The following is a 16652-nucleotide window of genomic DNA, read 5'->3' on the forward strand; positions in this document are numbered from 1 at the left end:
CAATGAGATGGAATCATTCGAGCATTATTTAGATCAATATGCGGAGCTTGCAATCCGCGTCGGGTTAAATGTACAAAAGGATCAAACGGTCGTCATCTCAACACCAATTGCGTGTGCGGATTTCGTTCGAAAGCTGGCGCAGAAGGCTTATGACGCTGGCGCTAAGGATGTCGTCGTGGACTGGGATGACGATGTCGTGAAGGCGCTTCGACTGAAGCATGCACCCGAAGATACCCTTCGGACCTACCCGGCATGGCGCGCAAACGGGATGGAAGAGATGGCAAAAGAGGGTGCAGCGTTCCTCTCCATTTATGCGCCCAACTCAGATTTGCTCAAAGACATTGATCCAGCTCGTGTCGCTATGTCCAGCAAAGCAGCAGCAACGGCTCGAGCAGGCTACTTGAACTATACACGCAGCAATAAAGTCAACTGGCTGATGGTTTCTTACCCAACGTCCGAATGGTCAGCGAAGGTATTCCCAGATTTAGGCGAGGCCGAGCGAATTCAGAAGCTGTGGGAACAAATTTTCAAACTGACGCGCGCTGATCTAGCCGATCCTGTGACAGCATGGAAAGAACATATCGGTACCTTGACGGCAAAGCAGAACCTGCTCAACGACAAGAAGTTCAAACAGCTGCATTTCCAAGCACCGGGAACTGACCTGTACATAGAGCTTGCACAAAAACACCAATGGGTTGCCGCAGGCAGCGAGTCTGAAAAGGGTATTTTCTTCGTGCCGAACATTCCGACCGAAGAGGTGTTCACGATGCCAGCTCGTAACGGTACGAACGGTACCGTGCGCAGTACCCTGCCTCTAAGCTACCAAGGCTCATTGATTGATGGCTTCACCCTAACCTTCAAGGATGGCCGCGTCGTCGAAGCGACAGCAGAAGTCGGTCAAGAAGTGCTGAACAACATGCTGAATATGGATGAAGGCGCTCGTTATTTGGGTGAGGTTGCACTCGTGCCTTATGACTCGCCGATTTCACAGTCAGGCCTCATCTACTACAACACACTATTTGACGAAAATGCTTCCTGTCACGTCGCACTCGGTAATTCCTACCCATTCACGATTGAGGGCGGAACGGCCATGACGGCTGAGGAGCTTGAAGCAAATGGCTATAACAAAAGCTTAATCCACGTGGATTTCATGATCGGGTCCAAGGATATGGCGATTGACGGGATTCAGGAAGACGGTACGCGCGAGCCGCTATTCCGTAATGGAAACTGGGCTTAAGGCTCTGACGCTCGAAAGTCCACAGCACAACGTACAAAGACCGCACCTGCTTGGAGTTCGCTCCTTGTAAGTGCGGTCTTTTCACATTAATCCTCGTCTTCCGGACCTGGCGGACGTATCATGCTGGTCTGCAAGGTTTGAACGATAGCTGCTTTTTTCAGTTTCCATTTGCCCTTATGCCAATTCCATAATGAAGTAACATAGCCGAGAGTATCGGCATTGGCGATACCTGTGATGCGCTGAACACCCTTCAACTCACAAAAGCCATCCCGATCCACATCGACAGGCTTCAGCAAGCTGTACGCATCGACATTCACAATGATGGGCTTCACAAGCTTCCCTTGGTTGTAAATTCCAAATTGCTCGTAAGCTTCCTTGCGATCCGCAATATCAAGAGTGAAGGATTTGCCGGTCTCCTCGATTTTCATCTTCACCTTATAGTTGTTCTTAAAGGTGGTTTTCACATGCAGAGGTTCCGGCATTGGAATCTCAGTGGGAACGTTATTTTTCAGCGAATAAATGTGATTCGAGGTAAATCCGCCGCTGCCGCCTGTGTCAGAGGTCACATAGATTTGAGGCAGCTTGTCGTGGATAAAATCACAAAAATCCATCCTCGGGTTATACCCGCCCTCCAGCGGAATGACCACCTGAGCCTGCCCTTCCCCGACTACAGAGATAAACAGCTTGTCATAATACGGACTATTCGGGTCCGCTTTTAAGCCTACGAGGGACACCATTTCGAATTTGCCATCGCCTGTGACATCGATCTCACGCGTTTGGATGAGCTGACCCTGCCCGCCCTGAGGGGTTTGTTGAGTTGAAGGGGGAGGCATCGTTAGCGTGTGGGCCTCTGCCGATCCACTGAGGGCTAAACCGCCGCCCATAACTAGACTAAGTGCTGCGGTGTGCAGCGCGATTGTGAAGCTTTTTCTAAACCGAGACATACTTCGCACTTCCCATCATGGAATTGAATTCAGTATATTATTTCAAATTTTTCCATAAGGTATGCGGGACGGAGCGTCTAACCTTGTGTATCATAAAGGATTTTCATCCGCACAATCGAACTAAGTAAAGAACACGACTACAATCCATGAGGTGCTTGATTTGAAAATAGATCGTCTACTCGCCATCACGATGCTGCTGCTCAATCGGCGGCGCATTAGTGCCAAGGAGCTTGCCGACCGTTTTGAGGTGTCCTTGCGCACCATATATCGGGATGTAGAAGCCATTAACCAAGCTGGAATCCCTGTTGTTTCCTATGCCGGTCTCAGCGGTGGCTACGAAATCATGGATCAATATCGGCTCGATCGTCAATTTTTATCGCTGGAAGAGCTGCATGCCATCATCATCGGGCTCAAAGGGATCCGCACAACCGTGGGCGAGCAGGAAATCAGCCATTTGTTGGATAAAGTCGGCGCGTTAGTAGCGAAATCCGAACAACCCGCTGCAGCGCAGCTGGGCAACCAGCTCATCCTCGATATGAATCCATGGCAAAACAGCCATCAAAATAACGAGCACCTAGCAGCACTCCGCACCGCTATTAAGGAGACAAAGCTTGTTTCTTTTGCTTATCTTTCCTCCCAAAGTGAATCATCTGTACGAAGCGTTGAGCCTATGGGCATCGTGGTTAAAGGCTTTGTATGGTATTTGTATGGGTACTGCTTGCTGCGTGAGGATTTCCGAGTTTTTCGATTATCACGTATGCAGAACGTCGATGTGCTTTGTCAAACGTTCGAACGCAAACAAGAAACGCTGGAGCAGCTTGATTATCGTTGGGGCAAAAGAGACCCCTCTACCCTGATTACGCTCGTGCTGCACGCACAACCGAATGTCCGGGCGCAGATCGAAGACTACTTCCGTCCTGAGCAAGTGACCCTGCAGCCAGACGGAACTTTAATGGTGAGAGCTACGCAGCCCGATGAACCTTGGCTGCATGGCATGCTGCTCAGCTATGGCCCAAGCCTTCGCATTTTAGAGCCTGCACATATCGCAGCTGCGGTCAAAGAGAAGGCCGAAAAAATAGTTGCCCTCTATTCGACTCACTGACATATTGTTGTCAGCAATAGTTGTCTATACTAAGAATATGAAGTGTGCAACATCAGCCAACCAATTTGAGGAGGACCATCCCGTTGTCTAAAACGATTGAAGATTTCGTAACAGAATACACTAGAGAAGCCCAATCTACCCAGCTTGTACTGGATACGTTGACAGATGCTTCGCTTTCTCAGAAAATCACACCTGAACTTCGCTCCCTCGGACAAATCGCTTGGCACATCGCCACAACGGTTCACGAAATGCTATCTCGCACGGGACTGACGTTCACCGCACCTGAAGGAGAAGAGCATGCGCCCGCTTCTGCCCAAACCATTGCCGACACGTACCGCTCCTCCGTTGCTGCAGCCCTTGCAGCAGTCCAGTCGCAATGGACTGACGCGAAGCTGACCGAAACTAGCGACATGTATGGCGATCAGTGGCCTAATGGGCTGACGCTGCGCGTCCTCATTTCGCATGAAATCCATCACCGTGGAGAGATGGTCGTCCTGATGCGCCAAGCTGGCCTGCGCGTGCCCGACATTTACGGACCGACGAAGGATAGCTGGGTTGCAATGGGTATGCAGCCGTTGGTATAAAAGGTCAAGGGAACACCTTCGAAACGGAGCTTAGTTCCGCATATAAACGAAAAGAGTCGTCTCCACAAATCCTCGATACTCGTGGACTTGTGGGACAACTCTTTTTTTACGCTAGAATGGCCCGTGTATTCCGCAATATCTCTCTCATACAGTCAGAGTCAACAGGGACACTTCCTACGATTTTTATCTTACGTTTTTTTACATCTAAACTCTTCATTTGGTCAGTTAAAACAACCCCCGTGAAGGGGAGGCCGTCCGGAAGAATGACTTCGAAAGCATAATCTTTCGCTTGGTTAGTAATTGGACACACAAGCGCAAATCCTGTCAGATCATTAAAATCTACATCAGATAATATAATTGCGGGACGACGGCCTGCTTGTTCTCGACCAGCTTGTGGGTCAAAATCTAACCAGACCAAGTCACCGCGTGCTGGAGTGGTCAAATCAGTTCGTCTCCTTCAATACCGAGATCAATTTCTTCATGGCGAGGCGAATCTGGTTTTATTTTGGATAGAAGCACTTTTAAATGCGCTCGCAGCTCCTCATTCGTTTCTTGTTGCTTTTTCATAGGACGAAGCAATATTTCGTTATCAGCTGTTACACTGATTTGAAGTTCAGCGCCTTCTTCTAGGTTAAGATGCTTTAATACTTGGTTTGGAATACGGACTGCACTACTATTCCCCCATTTACTGAGCGTTGCAGTTGTCATCAGGATCGCGTCCTTTCCCTTTTTATAATCCAAGTATATCGCTCCTCCTTTTAATTGTATATACATAAGATATACATAAATATGGATTTTGATACCAGTCATCCCACAGAAATTCATGCTTGGATTCGTCTCATCCGTTATACTGGAAGAAAAAGGAGGCGATCCTTCATGCAAAATAAAATAGCTCTCGTCACCGGAGCCAACTCCGGCATGGGTCTCGCCACGACCGTGGCGCTGGCAAAGCAAGGTGCCACGGTCATTATGCTCTGCCGCAGCCGCGAGCGCGGCGAGCAAGCGCTCGCGGAAGCGCGCCGTCAGAGCGGCTCCGCACACATCGAACTGATGCTGTGCGACCTCGGCTCGCTGGCGAGCATTCGGGCTTTTGCGGCGGCGTTTCTTGCCAAGCACGCCGTGCTGGATGTGCTCGTGAACAACGCGGGCGTCGTCACCGTGAAGCGGCAAACCACAGCAGATGGCTTCGAAGCTATGATGGGTGTCAACCATCTCGGCCACTTCCTGCTGACCCAGCTTCTGCTGGAGGCCATCCTCCGCGCTCCGCAGGGGCGGATCGTCAATGTTTCCTCCGGCGCCCACAAAATCGGGCGCATCGATTGGACGAACCCTCACCTGCAGCGAGGGTTCAGGGTTTGGAACGGATACGCCCAGTCGAAGCTGGCGAATATCTTGTATACCCGCGAGCTCGCGAAGCGGCTCGCTGGCACTACAGCCACGGCCAACTCGCTCCATCCGGGAGCCGTGGCCACGAACATCGGTGTCGATCGCGACACCGGATTTGGAAAGGCCGTGCATGCGATGCTGCGGCCGTTTTTCTTGACGCCGGCGCAGGGCGCGGATACGGCGGTGTTTTTGGCTACGAGCCCGGATGTGCAAACGGTCAGCGGCGAGTACTTCTACAGGCGGAAAATCGCGCCTGTCTCTGCCCGAGCCAAAGACGATACGCTAGCTCGTCAGCTCTGGGCTTGGAGCGAGGAGCAGGTTGGACTCGCGACTACATAAACGCACGATCACGCGGAAATTACGGATAGCTCATCTATTATAAGGGTACGTTATAGGGAGCATTTACCTTATTTTCGGAGTGTGACGACCCTTGGACTTCTTCCACAGTCAAGAATCGCTAACGACCATGCAGTGGATTCTGCGTGCCGTTGTAGGTTACTTTTTCCTGTTGATTACCGCCAAAGCATTAGGACAACGCTCCATCTCCCAGCTGCGCTTTCTCGATTTCGTCATCGCACTCATCCTAGGCAACATCATGGCTCACCCGCTCTCTGACGAGCACTTGGGTCTAATAGGCTCCATGATCACGACCCTTGCGCTCGTTGTGCTGTATCTTTTTACTTCTTGGCTCAGTCTAAAATGGAACTTCCTCAAGCATCTCTTTGAACCGGCACCTTTGACGCTTATTGAGCACGGGCAAATCCGAATGCGAGGCCTGCGCAAAGCCAAAATTTCCGTCGACCACCTCTTCTCCGAGCTGCGCAAGCAGCAAATCGAAGATATCAACAAAGTGGCGCTCGCTTTGTGGGAGCCTGGGGGAATGGTCTCCGTCTTCCTGGAGCCGCAGCATCAGGGCGTGACCACCAAAGACATGGCTATCCCAAGCGATCCCTTTTCCCTCGTGAAGCCGATCATTATACAAGGGGCCTATGATAAAAAGCTGCTCGCGCAGCAAGGGAAAGACCTCGCATGGCTGGAAGCGCAGCTCCACGCTGCAAAGGTTGAACTCGAGCAGGTCGTGCTCGCAACCATTGACGATCAAAATCAGTTCCGTGTGTACGAGGGACTGGACACACCTCAAGACGAACAAGCGCTGTAAGCGTTGGTTCGTCTTTTTTACGGGTTGGGGTTGAGGGTCGAGGGTCGAGGGTCGAGGGTCGCACGCCAAACACTTTAACTGGATTTCATACAGCTATTTTCCTCGTTTATGGCCATTTCAGTGATCTAGATGGAAAACCTCCATCTATTTCCACCAAACTGCCAAATTTCGGGCCCAATAGGCAGAATCAACTGTACTTTTTCCATTTAATCCACAAAATGTAGCGTTATCAGCTAATTTAACTACGTAAAATCCAGTTATTTTAACTCAACTGTGATTCCTCAGTCATTTCTCTGTCAAATCTCTGCCATTTCTCCCTCGTTCCGCTTCTCCCCCCTTCCATCAGACAACCCTATTATGTTATTATGTAATTACGTAATTAAATAATTTATAAGAGGTGATCCTTTTGACCACAACACGGGATTATGGCATCGAGCTAGATGCTTTAAAGGTACAGATGAACCAACTAGGACAGCTGGTCCAGCAATTACTCCAACGAGATGCGCAAGAGCAGTCTCCTATTTTTGCACAGAACCAGGAGACCCCCGCTTCCGGTGAGCTAGGCCGTTTATTTTACGCCGGGCAATATCGGGGAGAACAAGCAGGCTACCGCTGGGAGCCGCAGGACAAAGACGTCCGTGCCTTGCTTCAACTGGATGGAGAAAAATCAGCCAAAGTGCTAGGAGCGCTTGCGCATAAGCAGCGTTTGGATATTTTGCGATTAGTGTTACAAGAGCCGCTTACGGGGCCTGAGCTTGTGGAACGATTGAATATGGGCACGACGGGGCAGCTGTATCATCATATGAAAGCGTTGGTTGGTGCGGATTTGCTCGTGCAAGAAGAGCGCGGCGGAACGTATGCGATACCGGGCCATCGCGTACTTCCTCTTTTATTATTGTTGGCGGCTGCTTCCGATCTCATGGACACCACCGATTACATCGCGATGACGGAGGTGCGGACGAATGCTCCCGACTATTTAGGCGGCGCTAATGATGCTTACAACCCCCACCTACTGCTTTGGGCAGTCGTGGAGAACAGCCTTTTAGAGCACCAGCATGGCACGTGTACGCAGGTAAGTCTCATTTTGCATGAAGATGGCAGTGTGACGGTCTCGGATAATGGCCGCGGCATTCCGGTTCAGGCTTTACCTGGTGTAGAATTGCCTCGTGTTCAGTCTATTCTGACGGATATGAACCACCTTCGCGGAAGTGCCCAGTTCCTCGTCCCAGGCAGTGAAAAAGGCATCAGCATGCCGGTCGTCAATGCACTCTCCCTTAAGCTTTCGGTCACGATTAAGCGGGATGAACGCGTTTATCAGCAGCACTATAAGCATGGCATTCCTCAGAGCGAAGTCCATACTGTGGGTGTAACGATGGAGACCGGGACTAGTGTTACCTTTTTGCCGGATCGATCCATTTTCAGTCCGTCGTTTGACCTTAGTCTCATTCAACAACAAGCAGCCGAGCTTGCAGCATCCTATCCTAATTTAACGTTCAACGTGTGGAGTGATTTCAACTAATTTTGCCTCAATACTAAAAAAAGACCCCGCCTTAGCCAAGACAGCGCGCCCCACGAATTGGGAACCGTTATCTATTGCTGCAAGGCGGGGTCATCATTTACCCTCACATAAACCGCTTCTCTACTTTTTTACTAATCACCATTGAAATACAAATGAATAAAGCCACATAAATAAGCTCATATGGATTGTTCACAAACCGCTTCAAATCATAGCCAATAAAGCTAACGGACATGACCATCACCGCTTTCCCTGCTGCAACCGCCACGAGGAATGATCGAAAACGCATTCGCACCAGCCCCGCCGCCATATTAATGACCACGAAGGGCCCCAGAGGAAATAAACTCAGGATAAAGACATAATTAAACGCTTGACGGCGCGCCCAGTTGAGGCTTTTTTGGACTTTCGGCTTCTGCGACCAGCGCACGAGATATGGGTGAGCTGCCACCTTCTTCACAATCGCAAACGTCACCAAACAACCGCACACAATGCCGATCCACGAGTAGAGAAAGCCAAGCCACAGCCCATAAACGGTCGCGTTCACGCTAATGATCACCAGTGTTGGGAGCGGTGGAATGAAGGATTTCATAAAAGGAAGCAGTAATCCTGGCAGTGGACCAAATGAGCGGTACTTGTCCAAAATCAGCATCAGATTCTCTTCCGTAAAATAAGATAAGAGCTCTTGAATATCCATACGCGTGTGAAAAGCCTACTGAATTCAGCCTTTCTCTCCTCTCGTTCATATGGCACGATTATAGCATGCTCCCCCCGACCTGCGCACCGTTAAGCACAAAGAAGCTGACACCGGATCGTCCATCCAGTATCAGCTTGGGTTACGAACTCATTTGAACTTATCCGGGAACTGCTTGATAATCCCGTCCGACAATAGATCGGCATACATCATCATATGATCCTCACCTTTATCGTAGGCAAGAATATCAGCTTTCCAATCCTTTTTCAGTCTAGCCGTAACTTGATCGGTAACAAACTGCAAGTGGGCATACAGCATGTCCTGCTGTTCCTTTTGTGACCAGTTCGGGTTAGCAGCGCTTAAAAATTTAGCGATATCATCCGCATTCCGGTACCACTCTTTGTTAAATTTGGCTAGATCGGCTTGATTGCCGGCTTTGGCCGCGTCTATGACCCCTCCAGCTAATTGGATGTGCTCCCTCAACAGCTCAGCCAGCTTATTCCCCGCCGCTTCACCATAAAAAGGCTTCACAGCGTCACCGATGTCCTGTTGATTCTTCAGCAGCCTATCCAAAACATCCTTCTGATCCTCTAGCCCTGCAATGGCGCTGATGATGTAGCTTCTCGTCCAGCTCACATGATCAACCCAAAGTTTCCTCATGTCTTGCTTCAGCTTCACCTTCGAAGAGTTCATACACAGCGCAGAACCAGGTTCTTTCCCAGCGGCATGCGCACCCAACGGCATAAAAGTGAAGGAGAGCACCATGGTTAACAGTAGCATTGATATTACGATTTTTCGTTTCAAAATGTATCTTCTCCTCTGTCAGCAATTCTCGGACATGGTTTATTTTGAGCCAATTCCTTAATTTTATGCCCCAGCCTTCTCCTGTAAACAAAAAGACCCCAGCGAGTGGCATCTGTTAAGGGTCTCAATGGATTTCATTGTCTCCGCTCGAAAGCGAGACGCACAGCCAATCCGGCCAAAACACTTCCCGTCAGCCACCGCTGGATTTGCAGCCATTTCGGACGAGTGCCGAACCATGATGCGATGTAACTGGCCGTTAACACGATGAAGAGATTCACCGTAAAGCTCATCGTGATTTGTGTAAGTCCGAGTGTTGCGCTTTGCAGCAGTAAGGAGCCCCTTGCAGGGTCCTCGAACTGAGGTAGTAGCGATACATATAGGACCGCAGCTTTCGGATTTAGCAGATTGGTCATGAAACCCATCAAAAATAGCTTCTTTGGCGGGTCCACGGGCAGCTCCCGAGCGGTTAGCACCGAATTACCACCAGGCTTTACAGCCTGCCAAGCCAGCCACAGCAAGTAGGCAGCACCTGCTATTTTTATTGCATCGAAAACACAGGGAGCCGCTAAGAACAGCGCCGAAAGCCCTAGCATCGTGGTCACGATATAGACGAGAAAGGCTAGCATGATGCCCAGCAAGGAGATGAAGCCGGCCATCCTCCCCTGCGTGACCGAACGTGAGATTAAATAGATCATATTAGGACCAGGCGTGCACACCATGCCTAGGGAGACTAAAGCGAAGGCTAGCAGCGTCGTGAATGTCATGTCGTCGTGATCCCCTTCGTTATTGGTTTAGTAGGTATAGAAGCAAACTCTTCTGCACATGCATCCGATTTTCTGCTTGCTGATATATGACCGCATTCTCCGATTCAATCACATCTTCGGCGATTTCAAAGCCTGGATGAATCGGCATATCATGCATAATATAGGGTGAATACTTCCCGAGGCTCCGTCTATTAATTTGAAAAGGCATCATAATGTCGATACGTCTCGTCTTCTCTTTTTGGTACTCCGCATCAGAGAACAATTCCATATCAACCCATATATCCGTGTAAATAAAATGTTATTATGGATGCCGACATATGCGACGGTTACACCTTCAAACGTTCCTTTGATTTCATAAATTGTCATCAGATCAGCGAGCGCTTGGCACGGGTGATACTTCTCACAACAGCCATTAATCACAGGTACCCTAGAATAATTTGCTAGTTCAAGTAAATCGACATGGTTTTTGAGTCTAGCCATAATCACATCGCAGTTCCTTGAAGCATAGCGCGCTTCGTACTGAATGGGAGAAATGCTAAAGTTGCTGGCATTCCAATCCATATTCACTGCGTATCCGCCCATTTGATGAATACCTGAGTGAAAGGAAAGTGCCGTTCGGGTCGATGATTTTTGAAAAAACATAAGCAACCCTTTGCGCTCGCAGTGATGATAGTAAGCTTCAGGATTGTTTTTGATCTCAATTCCTTTAAGAAGTATGGAGAGCAAAGTCTCCTTATCGAGTTCTTGCAAAGACAGAATGTGTTGCAACTTCGTCACCACTTCCGTATTTTTATTCACCTATTTGTATTTTTATACATTGTAGGTGTAAGAGAGTTACCTGTCAATAGTATCCATTAACCAGAGAACGTTTTGATCGCGGTGATTTATAAGCAGGACTTTGCCGGCGCTTCACGAAATTCAAACATGTGAACTATCAAACATTAGGGCAACAGGGAGAGGACGTATTTCCGTGAAAATTACGAAATTAGAACTGTTTAAAGTACCGCCAAGATGGTTATTTTTGAAAATCGATACGGATGAAGGCATCACTGGATGGGGAGAACCTATCGTAGAAGGGAAAGCAGATACGGTTGCTGCCGCTGTCATGGAGATGAGCGATCATATCATCGGGAAGGATCCGATGCGGATCGAGGATATGTTTCAGGTGCTGTACCGCGGCGGATTTTATCGTGGAGGACCTATTCTCACCAGCGCGATTTCCGGCATCGAGCAAGCACTCTGGGACATTAAGGGCAAATTCTACAATGCCCCAGTCTATGATTTATTAGGCGGAGCCTGCCGCGACCGCACACGTGTCTATTCTTGGATTGGCGGAGACCGGCCAAGTGATGTAGGCGCATCTGCTAAGATGCAGGTGCAGGCTGGTTTTACTGCGGTGAAAATGAACGCTACAGAAGAATTGCACTACATTGATTCGATAAGCAAAGTGGATGAAGCCATCGCCCGCATTGCGGCCGTTCGCGAAGCGGTTGGCAAAGATATCGGCATCGGCATCGACTTCCACGGCCGTGTACATAAATCGATGGCCAAAATCATCGTGAAAGAGCTCGAGCCCTATCGTCCGATGTTCATAGAAGAGCCTGTCTTGCCTGAAAACAATGAGGCATTGAAGGAAATCGCTCGCTATACATCCTGCCCGATCGCCACGGGAGAGCGCATGTATACGCGTTGGGGCTTTAAAGAGCTACTGGCCCAAGGCATCGTGGACATCATTCAACCTGATCTTTCGCATGCCGGTGGGATACTAGAAACCCGCAAAATCGCGGCAATGGCCGAAGCGTATGACATTGCTATCGCCCCGCATTGCCCGCTTGGTCCCATTGCATTAGCCTCCTGTCTGCAACTGGATACCTGCTCGCCTAACGCGTTCATTCAAGAGCAAAGCTTGGGCATTCACTATAATAAAGGCAGCGACCTGCTGGATTATTTAAAAGATCCAACCGTATTCCAATATGAAGCTGGCTTCGTAAAGAATTTGACCGGTCCCGGTCTAGGGATCGAAATTAACGAAGAAAAGGTCCGCGAAATGGCGGCCATCGGGCACAATTGGAAGAATCCGATTTGGCGTCAAGAGGATGGTACGGTGGCGGAGTGGTAGAATTAAATAAGACCGCATCCTTTAGGGGGTGCGGTCTTATTTCTGTTCAAACAACTGCTCAAACCAATCAACTAAATTAATGGAAAACCTCCAGTTATTTCGTCCGTAATTCTGTCTAATTACAGACTAACTGGAAAAACTCCAGCTATTTCAATAGAAAATACTCATTTTACAGTAAATAGCTAGTTTTTAGCTGGAGGAAATCCAGTTATTTTCCCAAAAAGGGCTATTTCAGCTAAATTAGCTACAGAAAATCCTGTTATTCCAGCAGCCACTCCGCTAAAAACATATCTTAAGCCTCCAGCGGATGCACCGCCTCGTGGAGCAGCTGCTCCAGCTCGGCGCTGTAAGCCGCTGTCTGCGCTTCGCTCCAGCCGAAGCGCTCCGCGAGGAAGGCCGTCGCCGGCGCCTTCCACTGTCTTGCCCACGCGATGTCGAAGAAGAGGGCGCCCGTGCGGCGGATAAAGAAATCCGCCGGCTTCACGACACTCTCGCGCTCAATCGCGTACACGAGCGCAGCGAGCACCGCGGCAGGCATGCCCCGCCGCTCCGCCTCACCCTTATGCTGCGCAATCAGCGCGAACACGGTGTCCACGTTGGACCCGTATCGCTGCGCGAGCAGCAGCGTCTCTGGCTCGGTCAGCCCCAGCCGCAGGCCCTGGCTGACCTTGCTGCGCAAGAACGGCGCCAGCTGCGCGGAGCCGCCCACATCGCCGCCGGAGATCGGCAGCGTCTTCGTGCGGCTCGGCGGCAAGGCCGCCGAGACCTTGCCCTCCGTCACCAGCATGGCGGCGATCTGGTTCACGACCGACTCCGCCATTTTGCGGTAGCCGGTCAGCTTGCCCCCGGCCATCGAAATGAGGCCGGAAGCAGAAACGAAGATTTCGTCGCGGCGCGAAATCTCGGAAGGGTCTTTGCCCTCTTGATGGATCAGCGGGCGCAGCCCGGTCCAGCTCGATTCGACGTCGGCCTCCGTCAACCCGAGGGACGGAAACATCTCGTTCGCGGCACGCAGCACATAAGCGCGATCCGCTAATGTAATACGGGGATTGGCAATATCCCCTTTGTAGTTCGTGTCGGTCGTGCCGACATACGTTTTGCCATCGCGCGGAATCGCAAACACCATCCGCCCGTCCGGCGTATCGAAGTAAATCGCCTGCCCCAGCGGGAAACGGCTCTGATCAAAAACCAAATGAACCCCTTTGGTCAAATGCAACGTTTTGCCCTGCTTCGAACGGTCCATTTCGCGAAGAGTGTCCACCCACGGCCCCGCCGCATTGACGATTTTACTCGCATACACCGTGTAGGACGCGTTTTGATCTTTTACGAGCTGATCCACAACCTTCACACCAACGAGCGTACCATCCTTCACGATCAATTCCTCAACCTTGGCATAATTCACCGCCATCGCGCCGAGCTCCACTGCTTTTTTCATAACCTCAATCGTTAACCGCGCATCGTCCGTACGGTATTCCACATAATAGCCGCCGCCTCTAAGATCCTTCTTCTTCAATAAAGGCTCGTGCTGTAAAGTCACGTCAGGGCTGAACATTTTGCGTCGTTCCGAACGCTTAACCCCCGCCAAGAAATCGTAAACGCGTAGACCGAGCGACGTAGAAAGCTTGCCGAACGTACCGCCTTTATAGAAAGGCAACAGCATCCACTCCGGCGTCGTCACATGAGGTCCATTTTCATATACAATCGCCCGTTCTTTCCCTACCTCTGCGACAACCTTCACATCTAGCTGCTTCAAATAACGCAATCCGCCATGCACCAATTTGGTCGAACGACTCGACGTGCCCGATGCAAAATCCTGCATCTCAATCAACGCCGTACGAAGCCCGCGACTCTGCGCATCCAGTGCAATACCCGCGCCTGTAATCCCACCGCCGATTACGATCACATCGAACTGTTGCTGTGCCATCGTCTCAAGTGTTTCTTTTCTTTGTAATCCGCTAAATGTTGTCATCCTAATCTCTCCCCTTGTATGAAAAAAAGAAGAAACCACAACAACCTATCACGTTTTCACGTGAAGGTCCGCTGTGGTTTCTCCCAATCTCCAACCGAATATGAACTTGTTAGGTATAGTATAACACGATATATCTTTATTTAAAAGCAATTGCGGCATTTACTGCCTTTTTCCACCCGTTGTATAACTTCTCTTGAAGCTCCGCTTCCATTTCCTGCTCAAATGCCCGATCCACCTGCCACTGCGCGGCAATTTCCGCCTGATCCTGCCAGAAGCCGACCGCAAGACCAGCCAAATAGGCCGCCCCTAACGCCGTCGTCTCATTAATCACCGGACGTTCAACTGTGACACCCAGCATGTCGCTTTGGAACTGCATGAGGAAGTCGTTTTTCACGACACCGCCGTCAACACGCAGCTTTGTAAGCTCAATACCGGAATCCTCTTCCATCGCTTTCAACACGTCTTTCGTCTGATAAGCGAGAGATTCCAACGTTGCCCGAATAAAATGCTCCTTCGACGTCCCCCGTGTCAGCCCAAAAACCGCGCCGCGCACATCGCTGTCCCAATAAGGCGTCCCCAGCCCTACAAAGGCCGGAACGACGTACACACCCTCGGTTGAAACAACTCGCTTGGCGTACTCTTCTGAATCCTTCGCTGATTTGATCATCCGCAGTCCATCACGCAGCCACTGGATCGCCGATCCTGCCACGAAAATGCTGCCCTCCAGCGCATACTCAACCTTGCCGTTCAATCCCCATGCGATTGTAGTCAAAAGGCCGCTGCGCGACGGAATCGCATGATTACCCGTGTTCATCAGCATGAAGCAGCCGGTACCATAGGTATTTTTGGCCATTCCTTTATCAAAACAAGCTTGCCCGAACAATGCGGCCTGTTGATCTCCTGCCGCGCCAGCGATTGGAATCGCCGCACCAAAGAATAGGCTTTCCTGCGTATGTCCGTACACCTCGGACGAAGAACGAACCTCCGGCAGCATCGCTGCAGGAATGTCCAGATGCCCCATCAGCTCCTCGTCCCATTTCAGCTCGTGAATGTTGTAAATGAGCGTCCGCGAAGCGTTCGAGTAATCCGTAACATGCACCTTGCCGCCTGTCAGCTTCCAGATGATCCACGTGTCCATCGTGCCAAAAAGCAAATCACCACGCTCCGCCCGCGCTCTAGCGCCATCGACGTGATCGAGGATCCATTTGATTTTGGTCGCTGAAAAATACGCATCAATCAGCAGCCCGGTCCGCTCCCAAAACAGGTCGCTAAGGCCCGCAGCTTTCAGTTCTTCGCAGATGTCTGCGGTCTGACGCGACTGCCATACAATCGCATGGTAGACGGGCATTCCCGTATGCTTATCCCACACAACCGCCGTCTCCCGCTGGTTCGTGATGCCGATGCCTGCAATCTCCGCGGGCTGCACCCCAGATTCGGATAGAAGCGTCGCGATTACACTTTGAATCGACAGCCAAATTTCGTTCGCATCATGCTCCACCCAGCCTGGATTCGGAAAAAACTGCTTAAATTCCTGCTGCGCGGTATGCACAATACTCCCTTTTTGATCAAATAAAATCGCTCTAGAACTCGTTGTCCCCTGATCGAGGGAAAGGATATATGAGGGCTTGGATCCCGTTGTCATGATTAATTATGCCTCCTTGTCACGCCATCGTAATGCTGCCACAGCTCATGGTTCGAAGTCGTTACCGCCGTCGCACCTGCCGCAAGCGCCTGCTCCACATCATCAACTGAACGGATCAGTCCACCTGCAAAAATAGGAATACCCGAGCGCTCTTTCACTTCTTTGATAATGTGCGGAATGACTCCCGGCATGACCTCAATGTAATCGGGTTGCGTGCGTTCGAGCAGGGTGTAGCTTTTGTCCAGCGCCGAGCTATCCAGCAGAAAAAGCCGTTGAATCGCGATCAAGCCGTTCTGTCTCGTCTTCGTAATTACATTGCCACGCGTGGAAATGATCCCCGCAGGGCGAATGCTTTGGCACAGAAACTCCGCGGCAAACTCGTCGTTTTTCAACCCCTCAATCAAATCCGCGTGCAACAGCAGCTTCTTCCCATGAGATCGGCCCAGGTCTACAATGCTTTTTAGCTGGCCAATATGACTGTCCAATAGCACGATATACGTGTACGACGATTTCATCAGCTTCTCTAAATCCTTCATCTTACGGATGGCTGGTAAAATACACTGATCCTGCAGCGACATGCGCTTCACCCCTGTTTTCTGAAACAAAAAGACTCACAAAGATTTGCCTTCTCTTATTCAAAGGGCAATCCAAGTGAGTCTCCTGTTCTCCGTCACATGTTATTAACTTACTTGTATTTTACTGAAAGATAGGATGCCGTGTCAATGGCAGGTGGGT

General features: G+C 50.3%; 18 protein-coding genes. 7 read left to right on the plus strand and 11 right to left on the minus strand.

Annotation, left to right across the window (positions count from 1 at the left end; translation table 11 throughout):
• The first annotated feature begins 7 nt into the window (after nucleotides 1–7).
• Complete coding sequence (locus tag AC58UX_RS20865) at nucleotides 8–1237, plus strand: aminopeptidase (protein ID WP_497256225.1); 1230 nt, start codon at nucleotides 8–10, stop codon at nucleotides 1235–1237.
• An 86-nt stretch (nucleotides 1238–1323) separates the two neighbouring features.
• On the opposite strand, the gene AC58UX_RS20870 is transcribed toward AC58UX_RS20865, so the two are convergent.
• The gene (locus tag AC58UX_RS20870) at nucleotides 1324–2181 is read right to left on the minus strand and encodes a YybI family spore inner coat protein (RefSeq protein WP_497256227.1); all 858 of its coding nucleotides are present in this window, start codon (nucleotides 2179–2181) and stop codon (nucleotides 1324–1326) included.
• Nucleotides 2182–2341: 160 nt separating this feature from the next.
• Here AC58UX_RS20870 and AC58UX_RS20875 point away from each other — a divergent pair, with 160 nt between their 5' ends.
• Together AC58UX_RS20875 and AC58UX_RS20880 are read left to right on the plus strand one after the other, a co-directional pair.
• Nucleotides 2342–3283, plus strand: coding sequence for a helix-turn-helix transcriptional regulator (locus tag AC58UX_RS20875; protein WP_497256229.1), 942 nt, complete (start codon nucleotides 2342–2344; stop codon nucleotides 3281–3283).
• A gap of 83 nt (nucleotides 3284–3366) precedes the next feature.
• Nucleotides 3367–3867 (plus strand): DinB family protein, encoded by a 501-nt coding sequence (locus tag AC58UX_RS20880; RefSeq protein WP_497256231.1) that lies wholly within the window; start codon nucleotides 3367–3369, stop codon nucleotides 3865–3867.
• Nucleotides 3868–3973: 106 nt separating this feature from the next.
• On the opposite strand, the gene AC58UX_RS20885 is transcribed toward AC58UX_RS20880, so the two are convergent.
• Both AC58UX_RS20885 and AC58UX_RS20890 read right to left on the minus strand, forming a co-directional pair.
• Nucleotides 3974–4309 carry a type II toxin-antitoxin system PemK/MazF family toxin gene (locus tag AC58UX_RS20885; protein ID WP_497256233.1) on the minus strand — a complete coding sequence of 112 codons (336 nt, stop codon included), beginning with the start codon at nucleotides 4307–4309 and terminating at the stop codon, nucleotides 3974–3976.
• Nucleotides 4306–4692, minus strand: a complete 387-nt coding sequence (locus AC58UX_RS20890; RefSeq protein WP_497256595.1) for an AbrB/MazE/SpoVT family DNA-binding domain-containing protein — start codon at nucleotides 4690–4692, stop codon at nucleotides 4306–4308. Before AC58UX_RS20890 ends, AC58UX_RS20885 begins: the two co-directional genes overlap by 4 nt.
• A gap of 51 nt (nucleotides 4693–4743) precedes the next feature.
• On the opposite strand from AC58UX_RS20890, the gene AC58UX_RS20895 reads away from it, so the two are divergent.
• The 3 genes from AC58UX_RS20895 to AC58UX_RS20905 all read left to right on the plus strand — a co-directional run bounded on the left by AC58UX_RS20895 (nucleotide 4744) and on the right by AC58UX_RS20905 (nucleotide 7931).
• Nucleotides 4744–5592: an SDR family oxidoreductase gene (locus tag AC58UX_RS20895; protein WP_497256235.1), complete on the plus strand. Its 849-nt coding sequence runs from the start codon at nucleotides 4744–4746 to the stop codon at nucleotides 5590–5592.
• 91 nt (nucleotides 5593–5683) lie between these two features.
• Nucleotides 5684–6412, plus strand: coding sequence for a DUF421 domain-containing protein (locus AC58UX_RS20900; RefSeq protein WP_497256237.1), 729 nt, complete (start codon nucleotides 5684–5686; stop codon nucleotides 6410–6412).
• A 406-nt stretch (nucleotides 6413–6818) separates the two neighbouring features.
• On the plus strand, nucleotides 6819–7931 hold the full coding sequence (locus AC58UX_RS20905) for an ATP-binding protein (RefSeq protein ID WP_497256239.1): 1113 nt from the start codon (nucleotides 6819–6821) through the stop codon (nucleotides 7929–7931).
• 103 nt (nucleotides 7932–8034) lie between these two features.
• Here AC58UX_RS20905 and AC58UX_RS20910 read toward each other — a convergent pair whose 3' ends face one another.
• The 5 genes from AC58UX_RS20910 to AC58UX_RS20930 all read right to left on the minus strand — a co-directional run bounded on the left by AC58UX_RS20910 (nucleotide 8035) and on the right by AC58UX_RS20930 (nucleotide 10955).
• Complete coding sequence (locus AC58UX_RS20910) at nucleotides 8035–8622, minus strand: TVP38/TMEM64 family protein (protein ID WP_497256241.1); 588 nt, start codon at nucleotides 8620–8622, stop codon at nucleotides 8035–8037.
• A gap of 147 nt (nucleotides 8623–8769) precedes the next feature.
• Nucleotides 8770–9423 (minus strand): glycosyltransferase, encoded by a 654-nt coding sequence (locus AC58UX_RS20915; protein ID WP_497256243.1) that lies wholly within the window; start codon nucleotides 9421–9423, stop codon nucleotides 8770–8772.
• 134 nt (nucleotides 9424–9557) lie between these two features.
• A complete protein-coding gene (locus AC58UX_RS20920) occupies nucleotides 9558–10187 on the minus strand; it encodes a LysE family translocator (RefSeq protein WP_497256245.1) in 630 nt (209 codons plus the stop codon).
• Between the two features lie 19 nt (nucleotides 10188–10206).
• Nucleotides 10207–10455, minus strand: a complete 249-nt coding sequence (locus AC58UX_RS20925) for a hypothetical protein (RefSeq protein WP_497256247.1) — start codon at nucleotides 10453–10455, stop codon at nucleotides 10207–10209.
• Nucleotides 10395–10955 carry an ornithine carbamoyltransferase gene (locus tag AC58UX_RS20930; RefSeq protein ID WP_497256249.1) on the minus strand — a complete coding sequence of 187 codons (561 nt, stop codon included), beginning with the start codon at nucleotides 10953–10955 and terminating at the stop codon, nucleotides 10395–10397. The genes AC58UX_RS20925 and AC58UX_RS20930 overlap by 61 nt, the downstream gene beginning before the upstream one ends.
• A 202-nt stretch (nucleotides 10956–11157) precedes the next feature.
• Here AC58UX_RS20930 and dgoD point away from each other — a divergent pair, with 202 nt between their 5' ends.
• Complete coding sequence (dgoD, locus tag AC58UX_RS20935) at nucleotides 11158–12306, plus strand: galactonate dehydratase (RefSeq protein ID WP_497256251.1); 1149 nt, start codon at nucleotides 11158–11160, stop codon at nucleotides 12304–12306.
• 292 nt (nucleotides 12307–12598) lie between these two features.
• On the opposite strand, the gene AC58UX_RS20940 is transcribed toward dgoD, so the two are convergent.
• From AC58UX_RS20940 to AC58UX_RS20950, 3 genes are all read right to left on the minus strand, one after another.
• Nucleotides 12599–14275: a glycerol-3-phosphate dehydrogenase/oxidase gene (locus tag AC58UX_RS20940; protein ID WP_497256253.1), complete on the minus strand. Its 1677-nt coding sequence runs from the start codon at nucleotides 14273–14275 to the stop codon at nucleotides 12599–12601.
• Nucleotides 14276–14411: 136 nt separating this feature from the next.
• Nucleotides 14412–15917: a glycerol kinase GlpK gene (gene glpK / locus AC58UX_RS20945; protein ID WP_497256255.1), complete on the minus strand. Its 1506-nt coding sequence runs from the start codon at nucleotides 15915–15917 to the stop codon at nucleotides 14412–14414.
• Nucleotides 15918–15919: 2 nt separating this feature from the next.
• Nucleotides 15920–16495, minus strand: a complete 576-nt coding sequence (locus tag AC58UX_RS20950) for a glycerol-3-phosphate responsive antiterminator (RefSeq protein ID WP_497256597.1) — start codon at nucleotides 16493–16495, stop codon at nucleotides 15920–15922.
• Between the last annotated feature and the right edge of the window lie 157 nt (nucleotides 16496–16652).

The sequence above is a fragment of the Paenibacillus sp. J22P90 genome, from assembly GCF_059692195.1.

What these genes read in the sequence shown, in the direction of transcription:
- AC58UX_RS20865 (WP_497256225.1), top strand. Translation starts at nt 8, where the DNA reads ATGGAATCATTCGAGCATTATTTAGATCAATATGCGGAGCTTGCAATC.
- AC58UX_RS20870 (WP_497256227.1), bottom strand. Translation starts at nt 2,181, where the DNA reads ATGTCTCGGTTTAGAAAAAGCTTCACAATCGCGCTGCACACCGCAGCA.
- AC58UX_RS20890 (WP_497256595.1), bottom strand. Translation starts at nt 4,692, where the DNA reads ATGAATTTCTGTGGGATGACTGGTATCAAAATCCATATTTATGTATAT.
- AC58UX_RS20895 (WP_497256235.1), top strand. Translation starts at nt 4,744, where the DNA reads ATGCAAAATAAAATAGCTCTCGTCACCGGAGCCAACTCCGGCATGGGT.
- AC58UX_RS20910 (WP_497256241.1), bottom strand. Translation starts at nt 8,622, where the DNA reads ATGGATATTCAAGAGCTCTTATCTTATTTTACGGAAGAGAATCTGATG.
- AC58UX_RS20920 (WP_497256245.1), bottom strand. Translation starts at nt 10,187, where the DNA reads ATGACATTCACGACGCTGCTAGCCTTCGCTTTAGTCTCCCTAGGCATG.
- AC58UX_RS20925 (WP_497256247.1), bottom strand. Translation starts at nt 10,455, where the DNA reads ATGGAATTGTTCTCTGATGCGGAGTACCAAAAAGAGAAGACGAGACGT.
- AC58UX_RS20940 (WP_497256253.1), bottom strand. Translation starts at nt 14,275, where the DNA reads ATGACAACATTTAGCGGATTACAAAGAAAAGAAACACTTGAGACGATG.
- glpK (WP_497256255.1), bottom strand. Translation starts at nt 15,917, where the DNA reads ATGACAACGGGATCCAAGCCCTCATATATCCTTTCCCTCGATCAGGGG.
- AC58UX_RS20950 (WP_497256597.1), bottom strand. Translation starts at nt 16,495, where the DNA reads ATGTCGCTGCAGGATCAGTGTATTTTACCAGCCATCCGTAAGATGAAG.